Origin of the sequence: Achromobacter sp. NFACC18-2, from assembly GCF_900108985.1 — a bacterium.
Classification (GTDB): domain Bacteria; phylum Pseudomonadota; class Gammaproteobacteria; order Burkholderiales; family Burkholderiaceae_B; genus Achromobacter.
In genome coordinates this window covers 182,485-203,520 of sequence record NZ_FNYM01000013.1, presented here as the reverse complement: position 1 = coordinate 203,520, position 21,036 = coordinate 182,485, and the positions used below count along the sequence as shown (strand labels likewise).

General features: G+C 69.1%; 17 protein-coding genes. 7 read left to right on the top strand and 10 right to left on the bottom strand.

Features of this window, described 5'->3' with window-relative positions; translation table 11 throughout:
* The first annotated feature begins 618 nt into the window (after positions 1–618).
* Positions 619–2,463: a methyl-accepting chemotaxis protein gene (locus tag BMW75_RS20145; RefSeq protein WP_092581593.1), complete on the top strand. Its 1,845-nt coding sequence runs from the start codon at positions 619–621 to the stop codon at positions 2,461–2,463.
* 9 nt (positions 2,464–2,472) lie between these two features.
* Here BMW75_RS20145 and BMW75_RS20140 read toward each other — a convergent pair whose 3' ends face one another.
* Positions 2,473–2,943: a PaaI family thioesterase gene (locus BMW75_RS20140; RefSeq protein WP_092581592.1), complete on the bottom strand. Its 471-nt coding sequence runs from the start codon at positions 2,941–2,943 to the stop codon at positions 2,473–2,475.
* 4 nt (positions 2,944–2,947) lie between these two features.
* Positions 2,948–3,748 (bottom strand): IclR family transcriptional regulator, encoded by an 801-nt coding sequence (locus BMW75_RS20135; protein ID WP_083714192.1) that lies wholly within the window; start codon positions 3,746–3,748, stop codon positions 2,948–2,950.
* A gap of 167 nt (positions 3,749–3,915) precedes the next feature.
* Between BMW75_RS20135 and BMW75_RS20130 the strand changes: the two genes are divergently transcribed.
* The 4 genes from BMW75_RS20130 to BMW75_RS20115 all read left to right on the top strand — a co-directional run bounded on the left by BMW75_RS20130 (position 3,916) and on the right by BMW75_RS20115 (position 8,987).
* On the top strand, positions 3,916–5,493 hold the full coding sequence (locus tag BMW75_RS20130) for an acyl-CoA synthetase (protein ID WP_092581591.1): 1,578 nt from the start codon (positions 3,916–3,918) through the stop codon (positions 5,491–5,493).
* A gap of 41 nt (positions 5,494–5,534) precedes the next feature.
* On the top strand, positions 5,535–6,680 hold the full coding sequence (locus tag BMW75_RS20125) for an FAS1-like dehydratase domain-containing protein (protein WP_092581590.1): 1,146 nt from the start codon (positions 5,535–5,537) through the stop codon (positions 6,678–6,680).
* A gap of 31 nt (positions 6,681–6,711) precedes the next feature.
* Positions 6,712–7,956 (top strand): CaiB/BaiF CoA transferase family protein, encoded by a 1,245-nt coding sequence (locus BMW75_RS20120; RefSeq protein ID WP_092581589.1) that lies wholly within the window; start codon positions 6,712–6,714, stop codon positions 7,954–7,956.
* A gap of 65 nt (positions 7,957–8,021) precedes the next feature.
* Complete coding sequence (locus tag BMW75_RS20115; protein WP_076517067.1) at positions 8,022–8,987, top strand: Bug family tripartite tricarboxylate transporter substrate binding protein; 966 nt, start codon at positions 8,022–8,024, stop codon at positions 8,985–8,987.
* Between the two features lie 2 nt (positions 8,988–8,989).
* Here BMW75_RS20115 and BMW75_RS20110 read toward each other — a convergent pair whose 3' ends face one another.
* Positions 8,990–10,408 carry an MFS transporter gene (locus BMW75_RS20110; protein WP_254792079.1) on the bottom strand — a complete coding sequence of 473 codons (1,419 nt, stop codon included), beginning with the start codon at positions 10,406–10,408 and terminating at the stop codon, positions 8,990–8,992.
* A gap of 143 nt (positions 10,409–10,551) precedes the next feature.
* Between BMW75_RS20110 and BMW75_RS20105 the strand changes: the two genes are divergently transcribed.
* Positions 10,552–11,454: a LysR family transcriptional regulator gene (locus BMW75_RS20105; protein WP_092581588.1), complete on the top strand. Its 903-nt coding sequence runs from the start codon at positions 10,552–10,554 to the stop codon at positions 11,452–11,454.
* 39 nt (positions 11,455–11,493) lie between these two features.
* On the opposite strand, the gene BMW75_RS20100 is transcribed toward BMW75_RS20105, so the two are convergent.
* Both BMW75_RS20100 and BMW75_RS20095 read right to left on the bottom strand, forming a co-directional pair.
* Entirely contained in the window at positions 11,494–13,008 is a 1,515-nt protein-coding gene (locus tag BMW75_RS20100) for an argininosuccinate lyase (RefSeq protein WP_092581587.1), read from the bottom strand.
* A gap of 137 nt (positions 13,009–13,145) precedes the next feature.
* Positions 13,146–14,222, bottom strand: coding sequence for a sensor histidine kinase (locus BMW75_RS20095; protein WP_092581586.1), 1,077 nt, complete (start codon positions 14,220–14,222; stop codon positions 13,146–13,148).
* An 82-nt stretch (positions 14,223–14,304) separates the two neighbouring features.
* On the opposite strand from BMW75_RS20095, the gene BMW75_RS20090 reads away from it, so the two are divergent.
* Positions 14,305–14,985 carry a LytR/AlgR family response regulator transcription factor gene (locus tag BMW75_RS20090; protein ID WP_092581585.1) on the top strand — a complete coding sequence of 227 codons (681 nt, stop codon included), beginning with the start codon at positions 14,305–14,307 and terminating at the stop codon, positions 14,983–14,985.
* Positions 14,986–14,999: 14 nt separating this feature from the next.
* On the opposite strand, the gene BMW75_RS20085 is transcribed toward BMW75_RS20090, so the two are convergent.
* The 5 genes from BMW75_RS20085 to BMW75_RS20065 all read right to left on the bottom strand — a co-directional run bounded on the left by BMW75_RS20085 (position 15,000) and on the right by BMW75_RS20065 (position 21,030).
* Positions 15,000–17,468: a TonB-dependent receptor gene (locus tag BMW75_RS20085; protein WP_254792078.1), complete on the bottom strand. Its 2,469-nt coding sequence runs from the start codon at positions 17,466–17,468 to the stop codon at positions 15,000–15,002.
* A gap of 139 nt (positions 17,469–17,607) precedes the next feature.
* Positions 17,608–18,600 (bottom strand): FecR family protein, encoded by a 993-nt coding sequence (locus tag BMW75_RS20080; protein ID WP_092581584.1) that lies wholly within the window; start codon positions 18,598–18,600, stop codon positions 17,608–17,610.
* Entirely contained in the window at positions 18,597–19,130 is a 534-nt protein-coding gene (locus BMW75_RS20075; RefSeq protein WP_083714193.1) for a sigma-70 family RNA polymerase sigma factor, read from the bottom strand. Before BMW75_RS20075 ends, BMW75_RS20080 begins: the two co-directional genes overlap by 4 nt.
* A gap of 145 nt (positions 19,131–19,275) precedes the next feature.
* On the bottom strand, positions 19,276–20,052 hold the full coding sequence (locus BMW75_RS20070) for an SDR family oxidoreductase (protein WP_092581583.1): 777 nt from the start codon (positions 20,050–20,052) through the stop codon (positions 19,276–19,278).
* Positions 20,053–20,115: 63 nt separating this feature from the next.
* On the bottom strand, positions 20,116–21,030 hold the full coding sequence (locus BMW75_RS20065; RefSeq protein WP_092581582.1) for a beta-keto acid cleavage family enzyme: 915 nt from the start codon (positions 21,028–21,030) through the stop codon (positions 20,116–20,118).
* Positions 21,031–21,036 lie beyond the last annotated feature (6 nt).

The following is a 21,036-nucleotide window of genomic DNA, read 5'->3' as shown; positions in this document are numbered from 1 at the left end:
GGGGCAATGGTGTTCAGCGGAGCGACGACGCCTTGCGGGCCGTCCAGGTCTTCGTCGCTCCATTGGATGCCGTCGTTCTCGGCTTCGGCTTCCTGGTATTCGGCTTCGGTGTAGTCCTCGTCGACCGGGCGACCCGGCTTGGAGCGGATGGTCATGGCGGGGCGTTGATTGTTGGGGGAAAGGTCGGTGCCGCATGCGGACCGGGCGGTAGCCGTCCCCTATTCGCATGGACGGCGAAAGAGTGTCCGATACATGCGAATTTTTTGCCCTAAGGTTTATTCGAAAACGCAATCTGCGAATGCAATGTGAAGGCCGCGCCCGGCGCTCAGACGCCGTCGCCCCGTAGGGCGGCTGTCGGAGGCCGCGCGGATTTGCCGCGCACCGATCCGGTGCGTTCGCCACTGCGCCCACCCCGAATAGCGCGTCTCCCTGACGCAGAATGGCGCCCGCCCCATGCCTGCGCTGAAAGCCCGCTGAAAACGGCTCCACCGCTCCCATCAAAGTTCTGACCCACCCTAAAGTCGCCGCACGCAAATGCCGTTAGCGGATTGCGACCGGGGGTTTCCTGGCCGACTAGCAACCCGCCAGCCGCAGCGTTGGCGCACTTTGAATACGAGCATGAAGATCACGTCGCTGCGCAACCGCATTTTGCTTATTACCTGCTTTACGGTGGTCGGGGCGCTTACGCTCTCCGGCTTCATCACCTACCAGATCGTGCGCGACAACATGATGACAACCATCGCCGCGACCCTGGACGCCGTGGCCTCCGGCAATGCCAGCGCCATCGAGCGCTGGTCGGCGGACAAGGCGCAGGCCGTCAACGCCACGGCGCAAGTGGTGGAAAAAGGCGATCCCCGGGGCCTGACCCAGCTCATGGGCCAGACCAACGGCTTTCCCATCACCACGATCGGCTGGTCCGACAAGACCTTCTTTTCCACCACGAAGACCGCGGCCGACTACGATCCGACGGCGCGGCCCTGGTACAAGAGCGCCGTGGCCGCCGGCAAGCTGACCATCACCAAACCCTACGGCGACTCCACCACGGGCGTGCTGTATGTCGCGTTCACCGCGCCCCTCGTGCGCAGCGGGCAGACGGTCGGCGTGCTGAGCGGCGCGGTGCCGCTGGATGGGGTCAAGGACATCATCAAGGCCATCCACCCCACCCCGTCCAGCAGCGCCTTCGTGCTGGGGACGGACGGGCAGGTGATTTCGCACCTGAATGACAAGCTGGCGCTCAAGCCGTCGACCGACATCGCCGCCGGATTGACCCCGGACGCCGTGGCCGCCATGGCCCGCGACGGCGCCGCGCCGGTCGAACTGGCGCTGGATGGCGCGCAGAAGCTGCTGAAGGCGCGCCGCATCCCCGGCACGGACTGGTATCTGGTGGTGGCGCTGGACAAGACCGAAGCCACCGTCGGCCTGACGCAGGTGCTGCACGCGACGCTGATCTCGCTGGTGGTCCTGACGCTGGTGGCCGTGGCGCTGGCCAGCCTGATCACGTCGCGCGCGTTCAAGCGACTGTCCGCCGTGCGCGACGCGATGGACACCATCGGCTCGGGCGATGGCGACATGACCCACCGCCTGGCGGTGGTCGGCCACGATGAGGTGGCGCAGATCTCATCGTCGTTCAACGCCTTTGTCGACAAGATCACCCACGTCATGCGCGAAGTGCGCAGCGGTGTGCATTCGATGAGCGCCGCCACGCGCGAGATCGACATGGGCAACCGCGACCTGTCGCAGCGCACCGAAACGTCGGCCGCGTCGCTGGAGGAGACCTCGTCGGCGCTGACGCAACTGACTTCCAGCGTGCGCCAGACCGAGGAAACGGCGGAACATGCCACCCGCCTGGCCGACGAAGCCAGCGCCGTCGCGGCGCGCGGCGGGCAGGTGGTGCGCGATGCCGTCAGCACCATGAGCGAGATCTCGCAGTCGTCGCAACGCATCACCGAGATCATCCGCGTGATCGACGGCATCGCGTTCCAGACCAACATTCTTGCGCTGAATGCGGCCGTTGAAGCGGCGCGCGCGGGCGAGCAGGGCCGCGGCTTCGCGGTGGTGGCGGGCGAAGTGCGCACGCTGGCGCAGCGCAGCGCCTCGTCCGCGCAGGAGATCAAGACGCTGATCGAGGCGTCGGTGCAGAACGTGAAGAGCGGCACGGAGCGCGTGCAGGCGGCGGGTTCGACCATGACCGAAATCGTCGACGGCATCCACCGCGTGCAGCGGATGGTGAGCGAGATCCACGGCGCGATGGCCGAGCAGAGCACGGGGCTGGGTCAGATCGACCGGACGGTCGCCGACATGGACCAGGCCACGCAGCAGAATGCGGCGCTGGTCGAGCAGTCCACGGCCGCGTCCGGCATGCTGAGCGACCAGGCGCGCGTGCTGGCCGAGGCCGTCGCCCGCTTCAAGTTGCGCGAAGAGGAAATGGGCAGCCCCGGCAGGCTGATCGCGCTGCCGGCCTAAGATGCGGGCCTAAGGCGCGGGCGCAACGCCCGCCGCCGCTTTTCCGGCGCCCTTAGGCGCCGCACCCACCTGCTTGAGCACCGCGACCGCCGTGGCAATGGCCTGCCCGGCGGCGCTGATCTCGCCCTGCATGAACACGAGCGAGGACGTGGCCCTCACCACGCGTGCGCGCAACTCCAGGAACTGGCCTGCGCGCGCCGCCGCCAGGAAGTGCGTGTCCAGCTGCACCGTCACGCACGCCCGCCGGCCCAGCGCTTCCCACGCGACCGCGCTGATCCCGTGGTCCAGCAGCGCGGTCAGCAGGCCGCCGTGCACCACGCCCGCGGGATTGAGGTGGTCGGCGGTGGCCAGCAGGCCATAGGCCCAGCTTGCTTCCTCCTTGCACACCCACAGCGGACCGATCCGGCCCGCGAAACCCGGCAGGGTCTTCTTGCGCCATCCCGGCGGGACGGCGGCGTCAACAGCGGCGTCATCGCTCATGCGTTCAGTTCCTTGCCGCCAGCAGTTGCGACAGCGCGTGCGCCTCGCCCTGCAATTCATGGGCCAGGGACTCGACGCGCGCCGCATCGAGCTGTTCGGCCAGGCCCGCCGCCACCAGCGCGTGCGTCATGCGCGTGTGGCTGTCCAGGACAGGCACGGCGATCACGACGACGCCGTTGATGTAGTTGTTGCGATCCACGCTATAGCCCTGGCGGCGCACCGCGTCCACGTCGGCCTTCCAGGCGGAGAACGCCGGCGCCTGGTCCCAGCGCAGCGCCTTGAAGCGGCGCTCCAGTTCCTTGTCCGAAAAGTCCGAGAACGCGGCGACCAGCCGCCCCGTGGCGCTGATCAGCGCGGGAAAGCGGCTGCCGACATCGACGTGCAGGCGGAACGGCGCGTTCGACCGCGATAGCGCCAGCACCACCATGTGGTCGCTGCCCGAGACCTCGACCCCGATCGCGGTGACGCTGGCCGCGTTGGCGATGCGGTCCAGCACGGGCTGGGCCAGCGCGGGAAACGGATTGCTCTCGATCACGCTGCGCGCCAGCGTCAGCATGCCCACGCCCAGGCTGTAGCGCTTGGCGCCGGGATCGACCTTCACCAGGCCTTCTTCCACCAGGACGCGAAGGATGTGCAGGCAGGTGCTGGTCACCATGCCCAGTTCCTGCGAGATCGCCTTCAAGGTCATGGGCTCCCCGCCCCGGCCCAACAGGCGAAGGATCGCGATGGACCGCGTCACGGCCGGCACGGGACGCACGCGCGGGCCTGCCGCGGACGCAAGTTCCGGGGTACTGGTTTCACTCATCGGTTTCTCCGTTTGCATGGCGGCAAGCATACCGTGCGCGCCGCCTCCCGCAGCGTTTTCCCCACCTTCATGATTGTATATATACAATTAACGAACGCCATTGACAATTTATTTTCCGGCGCGCATAGTGGCTTCAACAGGTTGCCGACCCACACAGGTGCGACGAAATGACGAAGCTGACCGACACCCTCTCCTACGCGGACGCCCAGGCGCTCTGCTCCGCCGACAAGCTCTGGGAGCTTTTCGATGGCAACCGCGAATACATGAACATCGCGCACGAGTGCATCGATCGGCACGCCGGCAAGGCCGAGCCGGCGATCATCCTGGTGCGCGCCGCGGGTGTCGACGAGACCTACTCCTTCCGCCAGATTGCCGAGCAGTCCTCGCGCTTTGCCCATTACCTGGTCGAACAAGGCATACGCCCCGGCGACCGCGTGGCCGTGATGCTGGAGCCGTCGCTGCCGTTCTACGTGGCCATGTTCGGCGCCATGAAGATGGGCGCCATCGCCGTGCCGCTCTTCACCCTGTTCGGCCCGGACGGCATCCGCCTGCGGGTGCAGGACTGCCAGCCGCGCATGCTGGTGACCAACGCGGAAAAGGCGCCCCTCGCCGCGGGCGGCGACGACATGCGCGTGGTCATCGCGGACGACGCATTCGTCGGCGCGCTGGCCGGCTACCCCTCGCACTATGCATGCCGTACGCGCGCCGATGACCTGGCCATCTTCCAGTACACGTCCGGCACGACGCGCGAGCTGCCCGACGCCGTCAAGCACACGCACCGCGCCCTGGTCACCCTGATGCTGGCCGCGCTGTACGGCACGGGCATCCGTCCCGGCGACCGCTACATGTGCCCGTCGTCTCCCGCCTGGGGGCACGGCCTGTGGCACGGCACGCTGGCGCCGCTGGCGCTGGGCGTCACCATCGGCGCCTACGCCGGCAAGTTCAATGCCGAGCGGCTGCTGCAGGCGCTGCAGGAGCACCGCTTCAACAACATCTCCGCCGCCGCCACGCACTACCGCATGATGCGCAACTGCGGCGCGGCCGACCGGTATCGCTATCACCTCGACAAGGTGTCCTTCACCGGCGAGCCCATCGACAGCGAGACCGCCGCGTTCGTGGAGGCCACCTTCGGCCGCCCGGTCTGCAGCATGTACGGCACGACGGAAATCGGCGTGTGCCTGGTCAACTATCCCGGCGCGCCGGATTTCACGGTCAAGGCCGGCTCGCTGGGCAAGCCCGTACCCGGACTGCGCGTAGAAGTGCAGGACGCCAACGGCCAGCCCTGCGCGCCCGGCGAAACCGGGGAGCTCAAGCTGTGGCGCCGCGATGCGTGGGTCGCCACCAAAGATCTGGGGCGCGTGGATGAGGACGGCTACTTCTGGCACGGGGGCCGTGCCGACGACGTCATCATCTCGGCCGGCTGGACCATGAGCGCCGTCGAAATCGAAGACGCCATCCTCAAGCACCGCGACGTGGCGGAGGCCGCCGCGATCGGCGTGCCCGATCCGCTGCGCGGCCAGGTGGTCAAGGCCTTCGTCGTGTCGGCCCGGCCCGGCGACGACGCCTTCGTGCAAGAAATCCAGGACGCCGTGCGCAGCCGCCTGGCGCAGCACGAGTATCCGCGCCAGGTGGTGTTCGTGGCCGAACTGCCCAAGACGCCCGCCGGAAAGATCCATCGCAGGAAATTGCGGGAGCAGGAACTTGCGACCGCCGCCCAGACGCCCGCCGGCGCCGCCCACGCCTAGGGCTGCGCCAGCCCCGGCCATCACCACACCCAGGAGACATCATGCTGACCCAGACCAAGACCGAACGCAGCTTCCCCAAGATCACCGAACGCGGGCTGGACGAGCTGCGCGAGCGCATCGGCGTCAAGATCGGCGCCACGGCCGAGCCGTGGTGCTACGAAGCCACGCGCGACAACATCCGCCACTACGCCCACGGCATCGGCGACGACAACCCCCTGTGGTCCGACCCGGAGTACGCGGCCAAGACGCAGCACGGCGGCATCATCGCCCTGCCCAGCTTTCTGTTTGCCACCAGCCGCATCGTGTCCGGCTACGTGGGCGGGCTGCCCGGCGTGCACGCCATGTGGTCGGGCGCGGACTGGACCTGGCACAAGACGGTCAAGCGCAACGACACCATCTCGACCGAAGCGCACCTGAAGAACCTGATCGAACACCAGACCCGCTTTGCCGGCCGCGCCGTGCAGCAGATCTACCACGTCGACTTCTTCAACCAGGACGGCGACAAGGTCGCCGAGGCCGACAGCTGGTGCTTCCGAACCGAACGCGACCACGCGCGCGAACAGGGCAGCAAGTACAAGGAAGTGCGCGCCCGCGAGCCGCGCCACTACAGCCCCGAGGAAATCAAGGAAGCCTACAAGCTGTACGCCCAGGAAGAAGTGCGCGGCGCCACGCCGCGCTACTGGGAAGACGTGAAGGAAGGCGACGAACTGCCCGTGATGTTCAAGGGCCCGATGACGGTGACCGGCTTCATCGCCTTCGCGCAGGGCTGGGGCGGGCTGTATATCCGCGCCAACAAGCTGGCGTGGCAGCTCATCGACGCCCACCCGGGGGTGGGCATCACCAACCGCTTCGGCATCCCCGACGTGCCCGAGCGCGTCCACTGGGAAGAGGACTTCGCGCTGGAAGTCGGCGCGCCCGGCGCCTATGACTACGGTCCGGAGCGCAACTCATGGCTGACCCACCACCTGACCAACTGGATGGGCGACGCGGGTTTCCTGCGCAAGTCCACCTGCAAGATCCGCCGCCACAACCCCGAGGGCGACATGCTGTTCTTCAAGGGCAAGGTCGTTCGCAAGTACGTGGAAGACGGCCGCCACCTGGTCGAGATCGAACAAGAGGCGAGAAACCAGGACGACGAGCTTTCCGTGCTGGGTTCCGGTGTGGTCGAATTGCCTACCCGCGCCTGACCCGCGGCAATCTCCCAAAACGAGGTGGGCGATGTCTGATTCATCGGAACATGCTGCACCCGGCCCCGACGCCCCCGCCCGGGGCGCGCTGGAGGGCCTGCGCGTCATCGACCTGTCGCGCGTCCTGGCCGGCCCGCTCTGCACGCAGATGCTGGCGGACCAGGGCGCGGACGTCATCAAGGTCGAGCCCCCGGGCGGGGACGAGACCCGCACGCTGGGGCCGCCGGTCAACGAGGACGGCGATGCCGCCTACTTCATGGCGGTCAATCGCGGAAAGCGCGCCATCGGGCTGGACCTGTCGCGGCCCGAGGGTCGCGAGGTCCTGCTGGCCTTGCTGCAAGAGGCCGACGTCCTGGTCGAGAATTTCGTGCCGGGCACGATGGCCCGATGGGGGCTGGACTACGAGGCGGACCTCAAGCCCCGCTTTCCGCAGCTCATCCATTGCTCCATCACGGGCTTTGGCGAGGACGGCCCGCTGGGCGGCCTGCCCGGCTACGACGCCATCCTGCAGGCCATGTGCGGCCTGATGAGCGTGAACGGGGACCCCGCCAGCGGCCCCACCCGCGTCGGCATCCCCATCGTGGACCACCTGACCGGCTACACCGCGCAATCCGGCATCCTGCTGGCGCTGTATCAGCGCGCGCGCACCGGACAGGGCCAGCGCGTCGAGGTCACGCTGTTCGACACGGCGCTCAGCCTGCTGGTGCCCCACGCCGCCAACTGGATGCACACCCAGCTCGCCCCCGGCCTGCTGGGCAGCGCGCATCCCAACATCGCGCCGTACGACCGCTTTGCGTGCCGCGACGGCGAGATCTTCCTGGGCATCGTCAACGACCGCCAATTCCGCCGGTTCTGCGATTACGCGGGTCTTGCGGCATTGGCCGACGATGCCCGCTTTGCCACCAACCGCTCGCGGCTGGCGCATCGCGAGGCCTTGCGCGGCGCCATCGAAGCGGCGCTGGCCGCGCGCCCGCGCGAGGCGCTGTGCGCCGAGCTGATGCGGATCGGCGTACCGGCCGGTCCGGTCAACAGCGTGCCCGAAGCCTTCGCGCAGGCGCACACCGCCCATCGCGGCATGCGCGTCGATCGCGACGGCTATCACGGCATCGGCCCCGCAGTCCGGCTGTCGCGCGCGCCCGCCCGCGTGGACCGCCTGCCGCCCGCCTATGCGCAGCATACCGACGAGGTCCTCAGGGAGGCCGGCCTCGCCGATACCCAGATCGCGGCATTGAAGGAGCTGGGCATCCTGCCGCGCTGGCCTCCGCCCAAGCCATAGCGCAGTCCGTGGCGCAATCCGTACCGCAACCCGATGCAGACCTATAAGAAATCCAGGAGACCACCATGAAGACATTACGCCTGATCGCCGCGCTCGCGGCGCCACTGCTGTTCGCGCAGCCCGCCGCGGCGGCCGACAGCTATCCCTCCAAACCCGTCAAGATCATCGTCCCCTACCAGGCCGGCCAGGGCACGGACGTTGCCGCGCGCTACCTGGCCGAGTACCTGGCCCGCGACCTGGGCCAGCCCGTCATCGTCGAGAACCGCCCCGGCGCGGGCGGCAACATCGGCGCCTCCGAGGCCGCACGCGCAACGCCGGACGGCTACACGCTGCTGATGGGCACCAACGGCACGCATGTGTTGAACCAATACATGTATGCGTCCACCAACTTCGATCCCGAGAAAGACTTCTCGCCCGTCATGCTGGTCAGCTCGTTTCCCATGGTCCTGCTGACCACGCCATCCTCGCCCTACGCCAGCCTGGCCGACCTGCGCAACCCGGCCAAGGCCAAGCCCGACAGCATCAACGTCGGCATGCCCAGCACCACCGCGCGCCTGGTCTACGAACTGCTCAAGCAGCAGGGCGTGAACAGCCTCCGCGGCATCCCCTACAAGGGGTCGGCCACCGCCACGACAGACCTGCTGGGCGGACAGGTGCAGCTAGGCATCGACACCGTGAGCGCGGCGCGCTCGTTCATCACCAGCGGCAAACTGCGCCCGCTGGCCGTGACGTCGCTGAAGGAGTCGGCCCTGCTTCCGGGCGTGCCGACCGTGGCCGCGCAAGGGCTGGAGGGCTTTCAGGTCGTCGCGTGGAATGGCCTGTACGCGCCCAAGGGCACGCCGCCAGCCGCGATCAAACGGCTGAACGCCGATCTCGCGAAGATCCTCGCGCGTCCGGAGGTGCGGCAGAAACTGCTGGACCTGGGGCATGAGCCGGGCGGCGGCACGCCAGACGAACTGGCGGCGTTCGCGCGCAGCGAACGGCTGAAGTGGCAGCCGTTGATCGTGCAGGCGGGATTGAAGGCGGAGTAGCGCTAAGGCTGGACGGCGCGCGGCCGGGTCACGCCGGCCGCCGCCACTGCCGCCCCGGCCAGGACGCACAGCGCAGCCGCCGCAAGGAAGACAGCCCGCAGTCCCGCCGCCAGCGCCTGCGGCGGCGCGCCAGCCAGGTCCGCCGTTCCGGCGCCCAAGGCGAACAATGCCCCCATCGCCGACGCCCCGGTGATCAAACCCAGGTTGCGCGACAGGTTCAACAGCCCCGACACGGCGCCGCGCTCGCCGCCCGCGCCCGCCATCACCGCGGTGTTGTTGGCCGCCTGGAACAGGGCGTACCCCGCCGTGATCACGACAAGCGCGATGACGTAGCCCGCCACGCCGAACGCGTCGGACGCGAACGGCAGCGCGGCCGATGCGCCCGCCATGGCGCCCAGCGCGGCCAGCGTCATGGGCCGCGCGCCGAACCGATCCACGCAGCGGCCCGCGGGCACGCCCGCCACCGCGGCCACGAGCGGACCGCAGGACATCGCCAGGCCGACGCGCGCGGCGTCCAGCCCCAGCGCCCCCGCAAGATAGAACGGCCCCACCACCAGGGTCGCCATCATCACCGTGGCGACCAGCGCGCTGGCGGCCAGGCCTGCCGAGCGCCCGGCGTCGCTGAACATGGCCGGCCGCAGCAACGGATGCGCGCTGCGCGATTCCACCCGCCAGAACAGGCACGCGGCGGCGGCCGCCGCCGCCAGCAGAGCGGCATTGAGCGGGCCGAAAGCGCCTTTTCCCAAGGTCATGGACAGCGCGTAGGCGGCCAGGGACACCGTCAACAGCGCACTGCCCAGGCGGTCAAAGCGTACCGGCGCCTGCGTGGCGCGCGGCTGGTCCTGGGGCAGATGCCGCCAGGCCAGCCAGAACGCCAGCAGGCCCAGCGGCAGATTGACCAGAAAGATCGCGCGCCATCCCGGCCCGGCGATCAGCGCGCCGCCCAACGTCGGGCCCAGCGCGGTGCCTACCGCCGACATCGTGCCCAACAGGCCCATGGCGCTGCCGGCGCGGCCCTTCGGCGCCGCCTCGCCGGCCAGGGCCATGGCCAGCGTCATCAGCACGGCCGCGCCCACGCCTTGCGCGGCGCGCGCGGCCACCAGGCTCCACAGGCCGGGCGCCGCCCCGCACAGCGCCGAGGCGGCGGTAAACCACGCAAGCCCGGCCAGCATCAGGCGCCGCCGCCCGATCAGGTCGGCCAGGCGCCCCGCGCTGGCGACGGCGGTGGTGACGGCCAGCAGATAGGCCAGCACCACCCACTGCACCGATGGAAAGGCGGCGTCGAAGGCCAGCGCCATCGCCGGCAGGCCGACATTGGCGATGCTGGTGCCCAGCGACGACAGCAACATCGACAGGGCCAGGCAGGCCACGAGCATGGGATCGGGCCGGGAAGGCGGGGAGGAAGGATCGGGAAGAGACATGATGGCATCCAGCAAGGGAACTCGGTATCTCAGCGTATGCCCCGATGACGGCTGGCGGAAGACGCAGCATTTGCAGTAAATACCTGCATGAGACGCCATGCCAGGATGTTCCGCCGGCCTGGCCGGCATGCTACGGTTGCCGCATGACCCTGCCCGACCTGAACCTGCTGATCACCCTGGACGCGCTGCTCTCGGAAGGCAGCGTGGCCGGCGCGGCCCGGCGCCTGCGCCTGAGCCCGTCCGCCATGAGCCGCGCGCTGGCGCGCCTGCGCGAGACCACGGGAGATCCGTTGCTGGTGCGCGCCGGGCGCGGGCTGGTTCCCACCCCCCGCGCGCTGGCGCTGCGCGGCCAGGTCGGCGGACTGGTCCGGGACGCGCAGGCCGTGTTGGGCCGGGCGCACGAACTGGATCTTGCCGGGCTCGTCCGCACGTTCACGCTGCGCGTCAGCGACGGCTTCGTGGAGAACGTCGGCGCCGCGCTGATCGCCCGGATCGCAGCGCAGGCGCCGGGCGTGCGCCTGCGCTTCGTGCAGAAGGCGGACAAGGACAGCGGACCGCTGCGCGAAGGCGACGTCGATCTGGAGACCGGCGTGGTGGGCCGGTTGGCCAGCCCGGAGCTGCGCACGCGCGCGCTGTTCCAGGACCGGTACATCGGCGTCATGCGCGCAGACCATCCGCTGGGCGGGCGCAACGTCACGCTGGCGCGCTACCTGGCGGCGCGCCACGTCCTGGTGTCACGCCGCGGGCTTGAGTCCGGGCCCATGGATGAAGCCCTGCAGGCGCTGGGACGCGAGCGCGACATCGCCGCCATTGCCGGCGGATTCTCGATGGCGCTGGCGCTGGCGCGGGGCACGGACCTGATCGCCACGGTTCCCGAGATGCACACCGCCACGCTGCGGGAAGGCATGCGCAGCTTTGCGCTGCCCTTTGCCATGCCGCCCTTCACCGTGTCCATGCTGTGGCATCCCAGGATGGACGGGGACGCCGCGCACCGCTGGCTGCGCGGCTGCGTCCTGGCGGCGTGCGGAACGGGCGCCCCCGGCTAGGCGCCCCCGGCTAGGCGCCGTCCCGCGTGCGGACCAAGGCTATGGCTTCGGCGCGCTGGCCACCAGCGCGTCGAACTGCTTGTCCAGCTCCGCCAGCGACGCGTCGATGTGCGCACGGCGCTCCTTGATCCACTTGTCCTGCGCGGCGAGCTGCTCGCGCGCCTCCTTGATCATGCGGTCCATTTCCTTGGGCTGGGGGCCGCCGCTGGTGGCGCGGTTCTTCACGATGGCCACCGGGTCCAGGGTCGAGCGGAACTCCGCCTCGCTCATCGGCAGGTCGGTGCCGTACTTGGAATCCTTCATCGCGTCAGCGTAGATGCGGCGCGCCTGCTCATACGGAAAGTCCAGCGGCTTGATGTTGTTGGTCTTGGCGTACGAGACCACTTCCGAGGCGAAGTGATGCCCCGCGCGGAACGGCAGCTTGTACTTGTGCATCAGCACGTCGGCCAGTTCCTGCGACGCCGTCCAGTCGCTGTTCAGTTCTTCGAGCGCCCGGTCGGGGCTGATGACCATGGCCTTGAGGACGCGGTCCCAGCGCTTGAGCGCGGAGATGCCGCTGTCGACCATCGCCGAGTTCTGCTTCACGTCCTTGGGGTCGCTCATGCCGGGCGTGATGTTGTGCGTCTGCAGGACCGGCCCCATCGCCAGCGTCACGGCCGTCGACGCGTCGCTGCGCGTGTTGTTGAGCAGGCCCGGATTGCGCTTTTGCGGCATGGCGCTGGACACATAGGTGTTGCCGCCGCCCTCTTCCAGCAGGATCCACGGGCGCGGCTGCGCATATTGCGTCATGACGTCTTCGACGAAGTTGCCGGCGCGCAGCGCGATGCTGGTCACGATGGACGCGACCTCGACCGGCTGGTCCATGGACGATATCTGGGAGGCGTCGTAGGCATTGTCGACCAGCGCCGCGAATCCGAGGTACTGGGCCATGCGCTTGCGGTCCAGCGGCCAGCTCGTGCCGTTGAGCACCGTGGTGCCCATGGGCGAGCGATCGATGCGGACATAGGCCTCGCGGATGCGCTGCGCATCGCGCTCCAGGCCGGCCGCCTGGCCCAGCAGGTAGTGTCCATAGCTGTTGGGCTGCGCGGCCACGCCGTTCGTGTAGTTGGGAACGATGGTGCCCGCGTGTTTCGCCGCCAGTTCCACCAGGGTGGTGGAGGTGGCGTTGAGCTGGTCCGCCAGTTCCAGCAGCTTGTCGCGCAGGATCGCGCTGCGGTAGGTGGCGTGCATGTCCTGGCTGGAGCGGCCCGCGTGCAGCAGGGTGATGTCCTCGCCCGCCGCCTTGATGAGGAGGGGTTCGAAGGTGATGACCGTGGCCGGGCGCTTGGCGCCGGGCTGGTTGCCATCGTTGATGACCTTGGCCACGCCGGCCGCCAGGCGGGGCGCCATGGCCTTGTCCAGAAGCCCTTCGTCGGTGTTGATCACCGTGGTGGCCTTGTTGATCTCCCCGAGCCAGAAGAAGGGATCGCGGGGGGGAGCCGGCTGCGCGGCGGCGGCGTTCGCGGCCAGCGATAGCACCAGGGCGGCGCCCAGGGTGGGTAGAAACTGTCTCATGGCGTTCTCGTTATAGGGATGGCCGGACAGTGTATCGGAGCGGTTTTCCCCCGGACATCCTGAATTTCACGCAGGCGCGGGCCGGGTTCAGGGTGCCCCCTAGGCCCACCCCAGGGCCCACCCCCAGGCCCGCCGCGCTACAGCGGCGCCGGCTCGCCCCGCAGCCGGATCTGCGCCACCGTCATCTCCCCGCGCGGTTCCAGCGAAAACGCGTAGCGCTCCGGATACCGCAGCGCCAGGCGCCGGCACAGATTGGCCAGGCCGCCCTTGCCTTGCGCCGGATCGAACGGCGTCTGCAACGCACCGGGGTTGCTCACCTCGATGACCAGTTCCCCGCCGTGCAGGCGCGTGCGGATGTGGATCACGAAGCGCTCGTGCTCGGCGCGCATGCCGTGCTTGATCGCGTTCTCGGCCAGCCCCTGCAGCGTCATGTGCGGGATGTTGATCTTCAGCGTGGCGGGATCGATCTGGCATCGGCATTCCAGCTTTCTTTCGAAGCGCAGCGCCTGGATGCGCACGTAGGCCTGCGCCGCCTCGATGTCCTCTTCCAGCCGGCACAGGCCGCGCCCCCGCCGGTCCAGCGAATAGCGCAGATACTGCGCCAGGCGCCGCGTCATTTCCTCGGCGACGGACGGCCGCTCGGCGATTTCCGCGACGATGGTGTTCAGCGCGTTGAAGAGGAAATGCGGCTCGACCTGAAGCTGCAGATGCTCCAGCTCCAGCTTCAATGACCGGGCCTGCGCATTGATCTTCTGCAGGCGCTCGGTGCGGGCGGCGAGTTCGGCGGACACGCCAAAATAGACCAGCGTCCAGATGGACAGGATGCCCATGTAATAGATGAAGCCCAGCCAGTACTGGTTGTCGGGAATATCGCGGATTCCCGACAGAAACAGGTGGTTGATGGCGTAGGCGATCGTGGCCAGCAGCGCCGACGCGGCCACGCACAGCACCACCGCGCAGGCAAGCACCGGCAGGGGCTCGCGCACCCTGGCCGGCAGGCGTCCGTGCTGCACGGCGGCCAGGCTGGTCAGCGCGAAGGCCAGCGGCTCCAGCGTCAGCGTCAGCCAGAATGCCGCGATGGGGTTGCCGAACGCCGCCAGGCGGATGAAGTAGCCGACGAACGCCAGGAATACCCAGCCCACGGTCTGCGCGCGCCAGAATCCCGGCGCGGACTCGCCCTGGCTCAACTCCCGGCCGATCGATGTCGCAATCATGGACGTGCCGCCTTATATATCGTTACCCCACGGATTGGATCGAAAGAATACACTCGCCTGACCCTGCTGCCCGAGAAAAACCATGCTGCGTGTGCTGATCGTCGACGATGAAGCCCCGGCGCGCCGCTATCTGCGCCGCCTCCTCGAAGCCGCCCCCGCGGTGCACGTCGCGGGCGAGGCAGCGACCGTCGACCAGGCCCGCAGTCTGATCCAGGAGCACAGCCCGGACGCCATCTTCCTGGACGTCGAACTGGCCAGCGGCACGGGGTTCGACCTGCTCGATGGGCAGGCGCGCCAGTCATCCGTCGTGTTCGTCACCGCGCATGACAGCTACGCGCCGCGCGCCTTCGACGTCGAAGCCGTGGACTACCTGCTCATGCCCGTGTCTCCGGACCGGCTCACGCAGACGCTGGCGCGGTTGCGACCGCGTTCGAGCGGCCATCTGTCGATGCGCACCAAGACGGGCACGCGCCTCATCAAAGTGCAGGAGCTGACCCTGCTGCAGGCCCAGGGCGACTACGTGCGCCTGTGCAGCGCCGCCCAGGCGAACGAGCTGATGCACATCACCCTCAAGCGCCTGGCCGCGCAGTTGCCCTTTCCCCCGTTCTGCGCCCTGTCCCGGTCCGTCATCATCAACCTGGAACATGTGTCCCATGTCGAGCAGCGGCCCGGCGCGCAATCCGAAGTGAGCTTCAACAACGGCGTCCAGCCTGTCGTGCTGGGCCGCGTCGCGTCGCTGCGGCTGCGGCGGGCGCTGGCCTAGCCGCCCACCCGCCTTCAGAACTCCGTCGTCACCGACAGCAGCACCGTCAGCGGCGCGCCCACCGTCAGGCCTTCGCGCGCCGCGGACTGCCAGTAGTTCCTGTTCAGGACGTTCTCGACCATCGCGCGGATGACCACGGGCTTGCCATTGGCGTTGAAGGCATAGCGGGCGCCCACGTCAAAGCGCGTCCAGCCCGGGATCTCCTGCGTGTTGCTCACGTCGACGATCTGCGAGCTGGTGCTCAGCATCCGCGCGGTCAGGGTAAGGCCCGGGACGAAAGGCGTGTCCCATTCGGCCGCCGCGTTGAACTGCAGGCGCGGCACCGCGGGCGCGCGGTTGCCGTCGTTGACGCCGCCCGCGGTGCGGATCAGCCGCGCGTCGGTATAGGCCACGCCGCCCAGCAGGCGCACCCCGTGGGCCGGCTCGCCCTGCACCAGGAACTCCAGCCCGCGATTGCGTTGCTCGCCGTTGGACACGTAGCGCAGCGAGGCGGGGTCCAGATAGCTGCTCGGGCGTTCAATCTGGAATGCGCTGAGCGTGGTTTCGAACTGGCCGAAGTCGTACTTGGCGCCCAGCTCGAACTGCTTGGAAATGGCCGGAGCGAACACCTCGCCGGCGTTGATGGCGCCCTCGGGCGCGGTGCCGCCCTGGCTCAGGCCTTCGATGTAATTGCCATAGAGCGACAGGCGCTCGGTGGGCTTGACCGTCAGCGCAAACGCGGGGGTGACGGCGGACTTGTCGTAGTTGGACGTCTGGCGGCCGGTCATCGCGTCGAAGTTGGTGGATTCCACGCGCTGGTGCCGTACGCCCGCAATGAATTGCACGCGGTCCTGCGCCATCGAGATCGTGTCGGCGAGCGCAATGCTGACCAGCCGCGAATCGCTCGCCCGCGGCAGATCCGACGGACGCGCGATGTTCGGCTTGGGCAGGTCCGCGGGGTTGTAGATGTTCGAGAACACCGTGCTGGACCGGATCCGGGCCGCCGAATAATCGATGTCCAGGATGCTGGCGCTCAGCGCGGGCTCATGCTTGAGCGCGCCGGTCTGGAAGCGGCCGCGCACGCCGACCTCGCCCGTCTTGCTGGTGAGCGACTCGTTCAGGCGGGACGGCACCGCGCCGATATCGCCCGCCTCGTTCAGCATGAGCCAGCTCGTCTGCATGCTTTCAAAGTCGTGCTTGCGTGCGCCGAGCGCGCCGTAGACGGTCCAGTCCGGCGACAGGTCATACTCGGCGCGCAGCGCGCCCGACCATTCCTCGGTCTTCCAGTAGGTCCACGACGGGAAGAAATTGCGGCGCGCGTCCGGCGCCCGGCCGATGTCCACGCCCGAGGGCGGCGGGAACAGCAGGCCGCTGCGCGCATCCGTGGTGCGGTTCTGGTAGTTGATGTCGCCTTCGACGCGAAAGCGCTCGCCCTGGTAATCCAGCCCCAGCGCCACCGCGCCCAGGTCCTCGCTGGCCCCGTCCATCGGCAGGTCGCCGCCGCTGCCTGCCACGTTCAGGCGCACGCCCCACTCCTGGCTGTCGCCATAGCGGCGCGACAGGTCGGCATGCGCGCCGAACTGGCTATCGCCGATGTAGGACACGGTAAAGCGATTCAGCGGGTCGGCGCCCGCGCGCTTGGGCACCAGGTTGATCGAACCGCCCACCGAGCCGTAGGGCGCCATGCCGTTCAGCAGCGCGTTGGGGCCGCGCAGCACTTCAACCCGCTCCACGCCGATCAGCGAACTGGAATTGCGCGGCGACACGCCGTACAGCCCGTTGAACGACACGTCGTAGTTGAACAGCGTGAACCCGCGGATGTTGAATTCATCCCGGCCCGCCCCGCGCGAATAGGTATTGCGCACGGTGGGGTCATTGACCAGGACGTCGCCGATGTTCTGCGCCTGCTGGTCCTCGATCAGCTTGGCGGTGTACTGCGTCGCGCTGAACGGCGTGCTCATGTCGTCGCGGTTGCCCAACAGGCCCAGGCGCCCGCCCCGCGCCACCTGGCCGCCCGCGTAGACGGGGGGCAGTCCGCTGGACAGCCCGGAGGCGGTCACCGTCACGGCCTCCAGCGTCGCCGCGTCGGACGCGGGCAGCGCACTGAGGCGGTACTGGTTCGGCGCCTCGCGGGTGGCGCGCAGGCCCGTGCCGGCCAGGGCCTGCTGCAACGCGTCGTGGCTGGAATAGCGGCCGCGCACGCCGTTGCTCTGGCGGTCGGCCACCAGCGACGGCTGCGCGGCCAGCAGGATGCCGGATTCGTTGGCCAGCCGCGTCAGCACCTGATTCAGCGGCGCGGGCGGGATGTCGAAGGTGATCAGGTCGGCCACGCCGGTCGCCGCCGGCGCCGCCTGTGAATGCGCGGGCGGCCCCCAGACCGTGGAAACCGCCAGGGCCAGCGCCAGCGGCAGGCCCCACGACGGCAGGCGGGCGCGACGGGAAGCCAAGGGGCGCGCGCGGGTCACGGGAAAAGCCGCGGCGACGGGGGGAAGACGGTGGGACATGACGGGACCTGTGCTCTCGTGCGTGGGGTTCGGGAAAGGAGAGCGGCGCGCCAGCCCGGCGGGGTGCCGGGCGCGAGCGGCTCTTACTGTCCTTATTCGAACGAGCCCGCCAAACCCGGAACCGCCCGGCGCATTTTTTTCAGGCGCGCGGTTCGATGCTGATCCACCAGGGCAGGGTGCGGCGCACCCGGACCGGCAGCACCGAGGCCAGCATGTCCAGCGCGCGGCCGGTGTCCTGGAGCGGATAGCTGCCGAAGACGTGCAGGCGCGCCACCTCCGGCGCCACCGCCAGGTGGCCGAAGTGGTAGCGGCGCAATTCCGCCACCACGTCCGCCAGCGGCGTGTCGTCGGCCACGAGCACGCCGCGCGTCCAGGCCTCGCGCGCCGGGTTCACCGGGAGGATCGCGTCCAGCGTGTCCGCGGTGAACCGGGCCTGGCGCCCCGCCGGCACGATGCCGCTGGCGCGGCTGACCGCCGTGTCGATCCGCACGGCCCCCTCATGCACGGCGACCACCACGCCGTCTTCCTCGCCCCGCACGGTAAAGCGCGTGCCCAGGGCCTGCAGCCGGCCCTGCGCGGTGTCGACCACGAACGGACGCGCGGGGTCCGGGGCGGTGGCGATCAGCAACTCGCCCGCGACAAGCTGCAGGCGGCGCAGCGTGGCGCCATAGTCGACGTCGAAGGCGCTCAGGGCCTTGAGCCAGACCTCGGTGCCGTCGGCCAGGGCGACCCGTCGGGTCTCGCCGATGCCCGCGCGCTGATCCGCGCCCCAGGTCGAGGCCACGATGGGCAGCGGCGTCTGCCGCCACGCGGTCCATCCCAGGCCGGCGATGCCCAGCGCACCCGCCAGCCCCAGCAGCAGTTGCCGGCGCCCGGGCCGCCCAGCCGACGCGGCCTGGCCGAACGCGGTCACGGCGGCATCCCGGTCCGGACTGGATTGCAAAGGCGAAAAACGGCGGCCGATGCGCTCCACGTAACCCCAGGCCTCGCGATGTTCCGCCTTGCGCTCCACCCACTGCTGCCATTGCTGGCGCTCGGCGGCCGAGGCTTCGCCCGAGCGCAGCAACGCATACCATTCGGCGGCCTGCTGCATGACGCGATGCGAGGGCTCGCGCCCCTGCGCGGCGCTCATGCCGCGCCCGGCTGCGGCTCGCCCGCGAGCCCGCCCGCCAGGCGGGCCTCCAGCTTCATGCAGCAAAGCATGGCCTGGGCGACGTATTTGCGGACCATGCGCGATGACACGCCGAGCACGTCGGCCACTTCCTGGTCGGTCATTTCGCAGGCCACCGCCATGACGAAGGCGTGGGCGGTCCGGGGCGGCAGGCCCCGCAGCATGGCGTCGATCTCGCCCAGCGCCTGCAGCACCATGGCCTGGTCTTCGGCGGACGACACCGTGGGCTCCGGCTGCGCGGCCAGGGCGTCCAGCCAGGCCTGCTCCAGGTCCCGGCGGCGCCACAGGTCGATGCACATGCCGTTGGCCATCCGGCGCAGGTAGGTTCTGGCATGCCGGGCGTTGTCGAACTTGCACGGACGGGTCAGCAGGCGCACGAATGCGTCATGCGCCAGGTCGGCAGCATCGGCCGCGTTGCCCAGCCGCCAGTTCACCCAGGCCACCAGCCAGCCGTGATGATTGCCGTATAGGCTTTCGAAGTCCTGGGACACCCCTTCCGATCCGCTCACGATCCCGCCCGCACGCGACACCCGTCCGCATCATTAATAATGCGAACGGTTATCAATTAACAAAGCGCAGATTATGGACCGGGGTCACGGGATTTGGCAACGGGGGGGCAACCCGCCCCGCCCGGCGTCAGCCCAGATACTCCACGTTGCCGCACACCGAGATGCTCTGCCCGCTGATCATCGCCCCCTCGGCCGAACACAGGAACGCCACCTGGTTCGCCACGTCTTCCGGGCGCGTCATGCGGCGCAGCGACACCTTTTCCACCAGTTGCTCGCGCATGGCGTCGTTGCTCACCCCGCCGGCCGCCGCACGGGCGGCGATGATGCGCTCCACCCGGTCGCCCGACACGACGCCCGGCAGCACCGAATTGACGCGGATGTTCGACGGCCCCAGCTCCATGGCCCAGGTCTGGGTCAGGCCGGCCAGCCCGAACTTGCTGGCGCTGTAGGGCGTGCGCAGGGAAAACCCCAGGCGTCCCGCGACGGAAGAGATATTGACGATGGAACCGCCGCCCGCGGCCCGCAGCAGCGGCACCGCGCTGCGCGCGCACAGGAACGTGCCGGTCAGGTTGACCTCCAGCGTGTTCCGCCAGGAAGCGAGGTCCGTGTCTTCGAGACGGCTGGTCGGGCCGGACACGCCCGCGTTATTGACCAGGACATCGAGCGCGCCCCACCGCCGCGCCAGCGCGTCGAACATCTTCAGCACCTGCGCCTCGTCGGAGACATCCGTCAGGCTCGCGCCCAAGGCCGGAAGGCTGGCACGGGCCGCCTCCAGCGCCTGCGCGTCCACGTCGCAGATGTGCACGTCCGCGCCCGATTCCACGAACTTGCGCGCCATCGCAAGCCCGATGCCCTGTGCGCCCGCAGTGATCAGGACGCGGGCCCCCTTCAACGATTCGATCATGTCCTTCCCCGATGGATGGGTGACCGGCGGCGCGGCCCCATGCCGCGCCTGCCGGCTTGTTCGTCAGCGCGCGAACTCGGGCCGGACGCCGCTTTTCAGGGGCAGGCCCAGGATCTCGCGCGCCTCGGCGGGCGTGGCGGGTTCCATGTCCATCTCGCGGATGATGCGCACGATGCGCTCGGTGAGCTGCACATTGGTGGCCAGCTCGCCGTGCCGGTAATACAGGTTGTCCTCCAGCCCGACCCGCGCATGGCCGCCCAGCAGCAACGCGCTGATGTTGGCCTCGAGCTGCGCGGGTCCGATGCCGCTGACGCAGAAGATGCTGTTGCGCGGCAGCAGGTCCACCATCATCTGCAGGTGCCGCGGCGAAAACGGCATGGCGTTCTGGAAGTTGCGGTGCACGTTCATGACCAGGTTGATGAAGTGCGGCCCTTCGTCCAGGCCCTCGCCGATGAGCGTGGTCACGTCCTGCAGGATGTGCGTGGGGCTGAACACCTCCCACTCGGGCTTGATGCCGCGCGCCTTCATGCCGGCGGCCAGCTCGCGCCCCTTGCTGAGCGGCGTGTTCATCAGGTATTCGCGGTCGCCGAACGCCAGGTTCAGCGTGGTGGCATCCAGCGTGCACATTTCCGCGCCCGCATCCATGCCCTTGACGCGCTCGTCCCACAGGATCTCCCACGTGCCCGGCGAGGTTTCCGCGACCATGTCGCCGTGCACCCCGCCGCCCGTGGAATTGTTCAGCACGATGTCGCAGCGCTCCCGGATGAGCTGGTTCATCTTCCGGTAGACCGCCGCGTCGCAGGTTGCAAGATCGTCCGGCCGCCGCGCATGCAGCGCGACGACGCTGGCGCCCGCGTTGTAGCAGCGGTAGACGTCCTCGGCGATCTCGGCGGGCTGCGTCGGCAGGTGCGGATTCTGGCTTTTGAGCGCCATGCCCCCGGTCGGAGCGATGGTCACGATCACTTTGCGTTTGGACATGCCCAG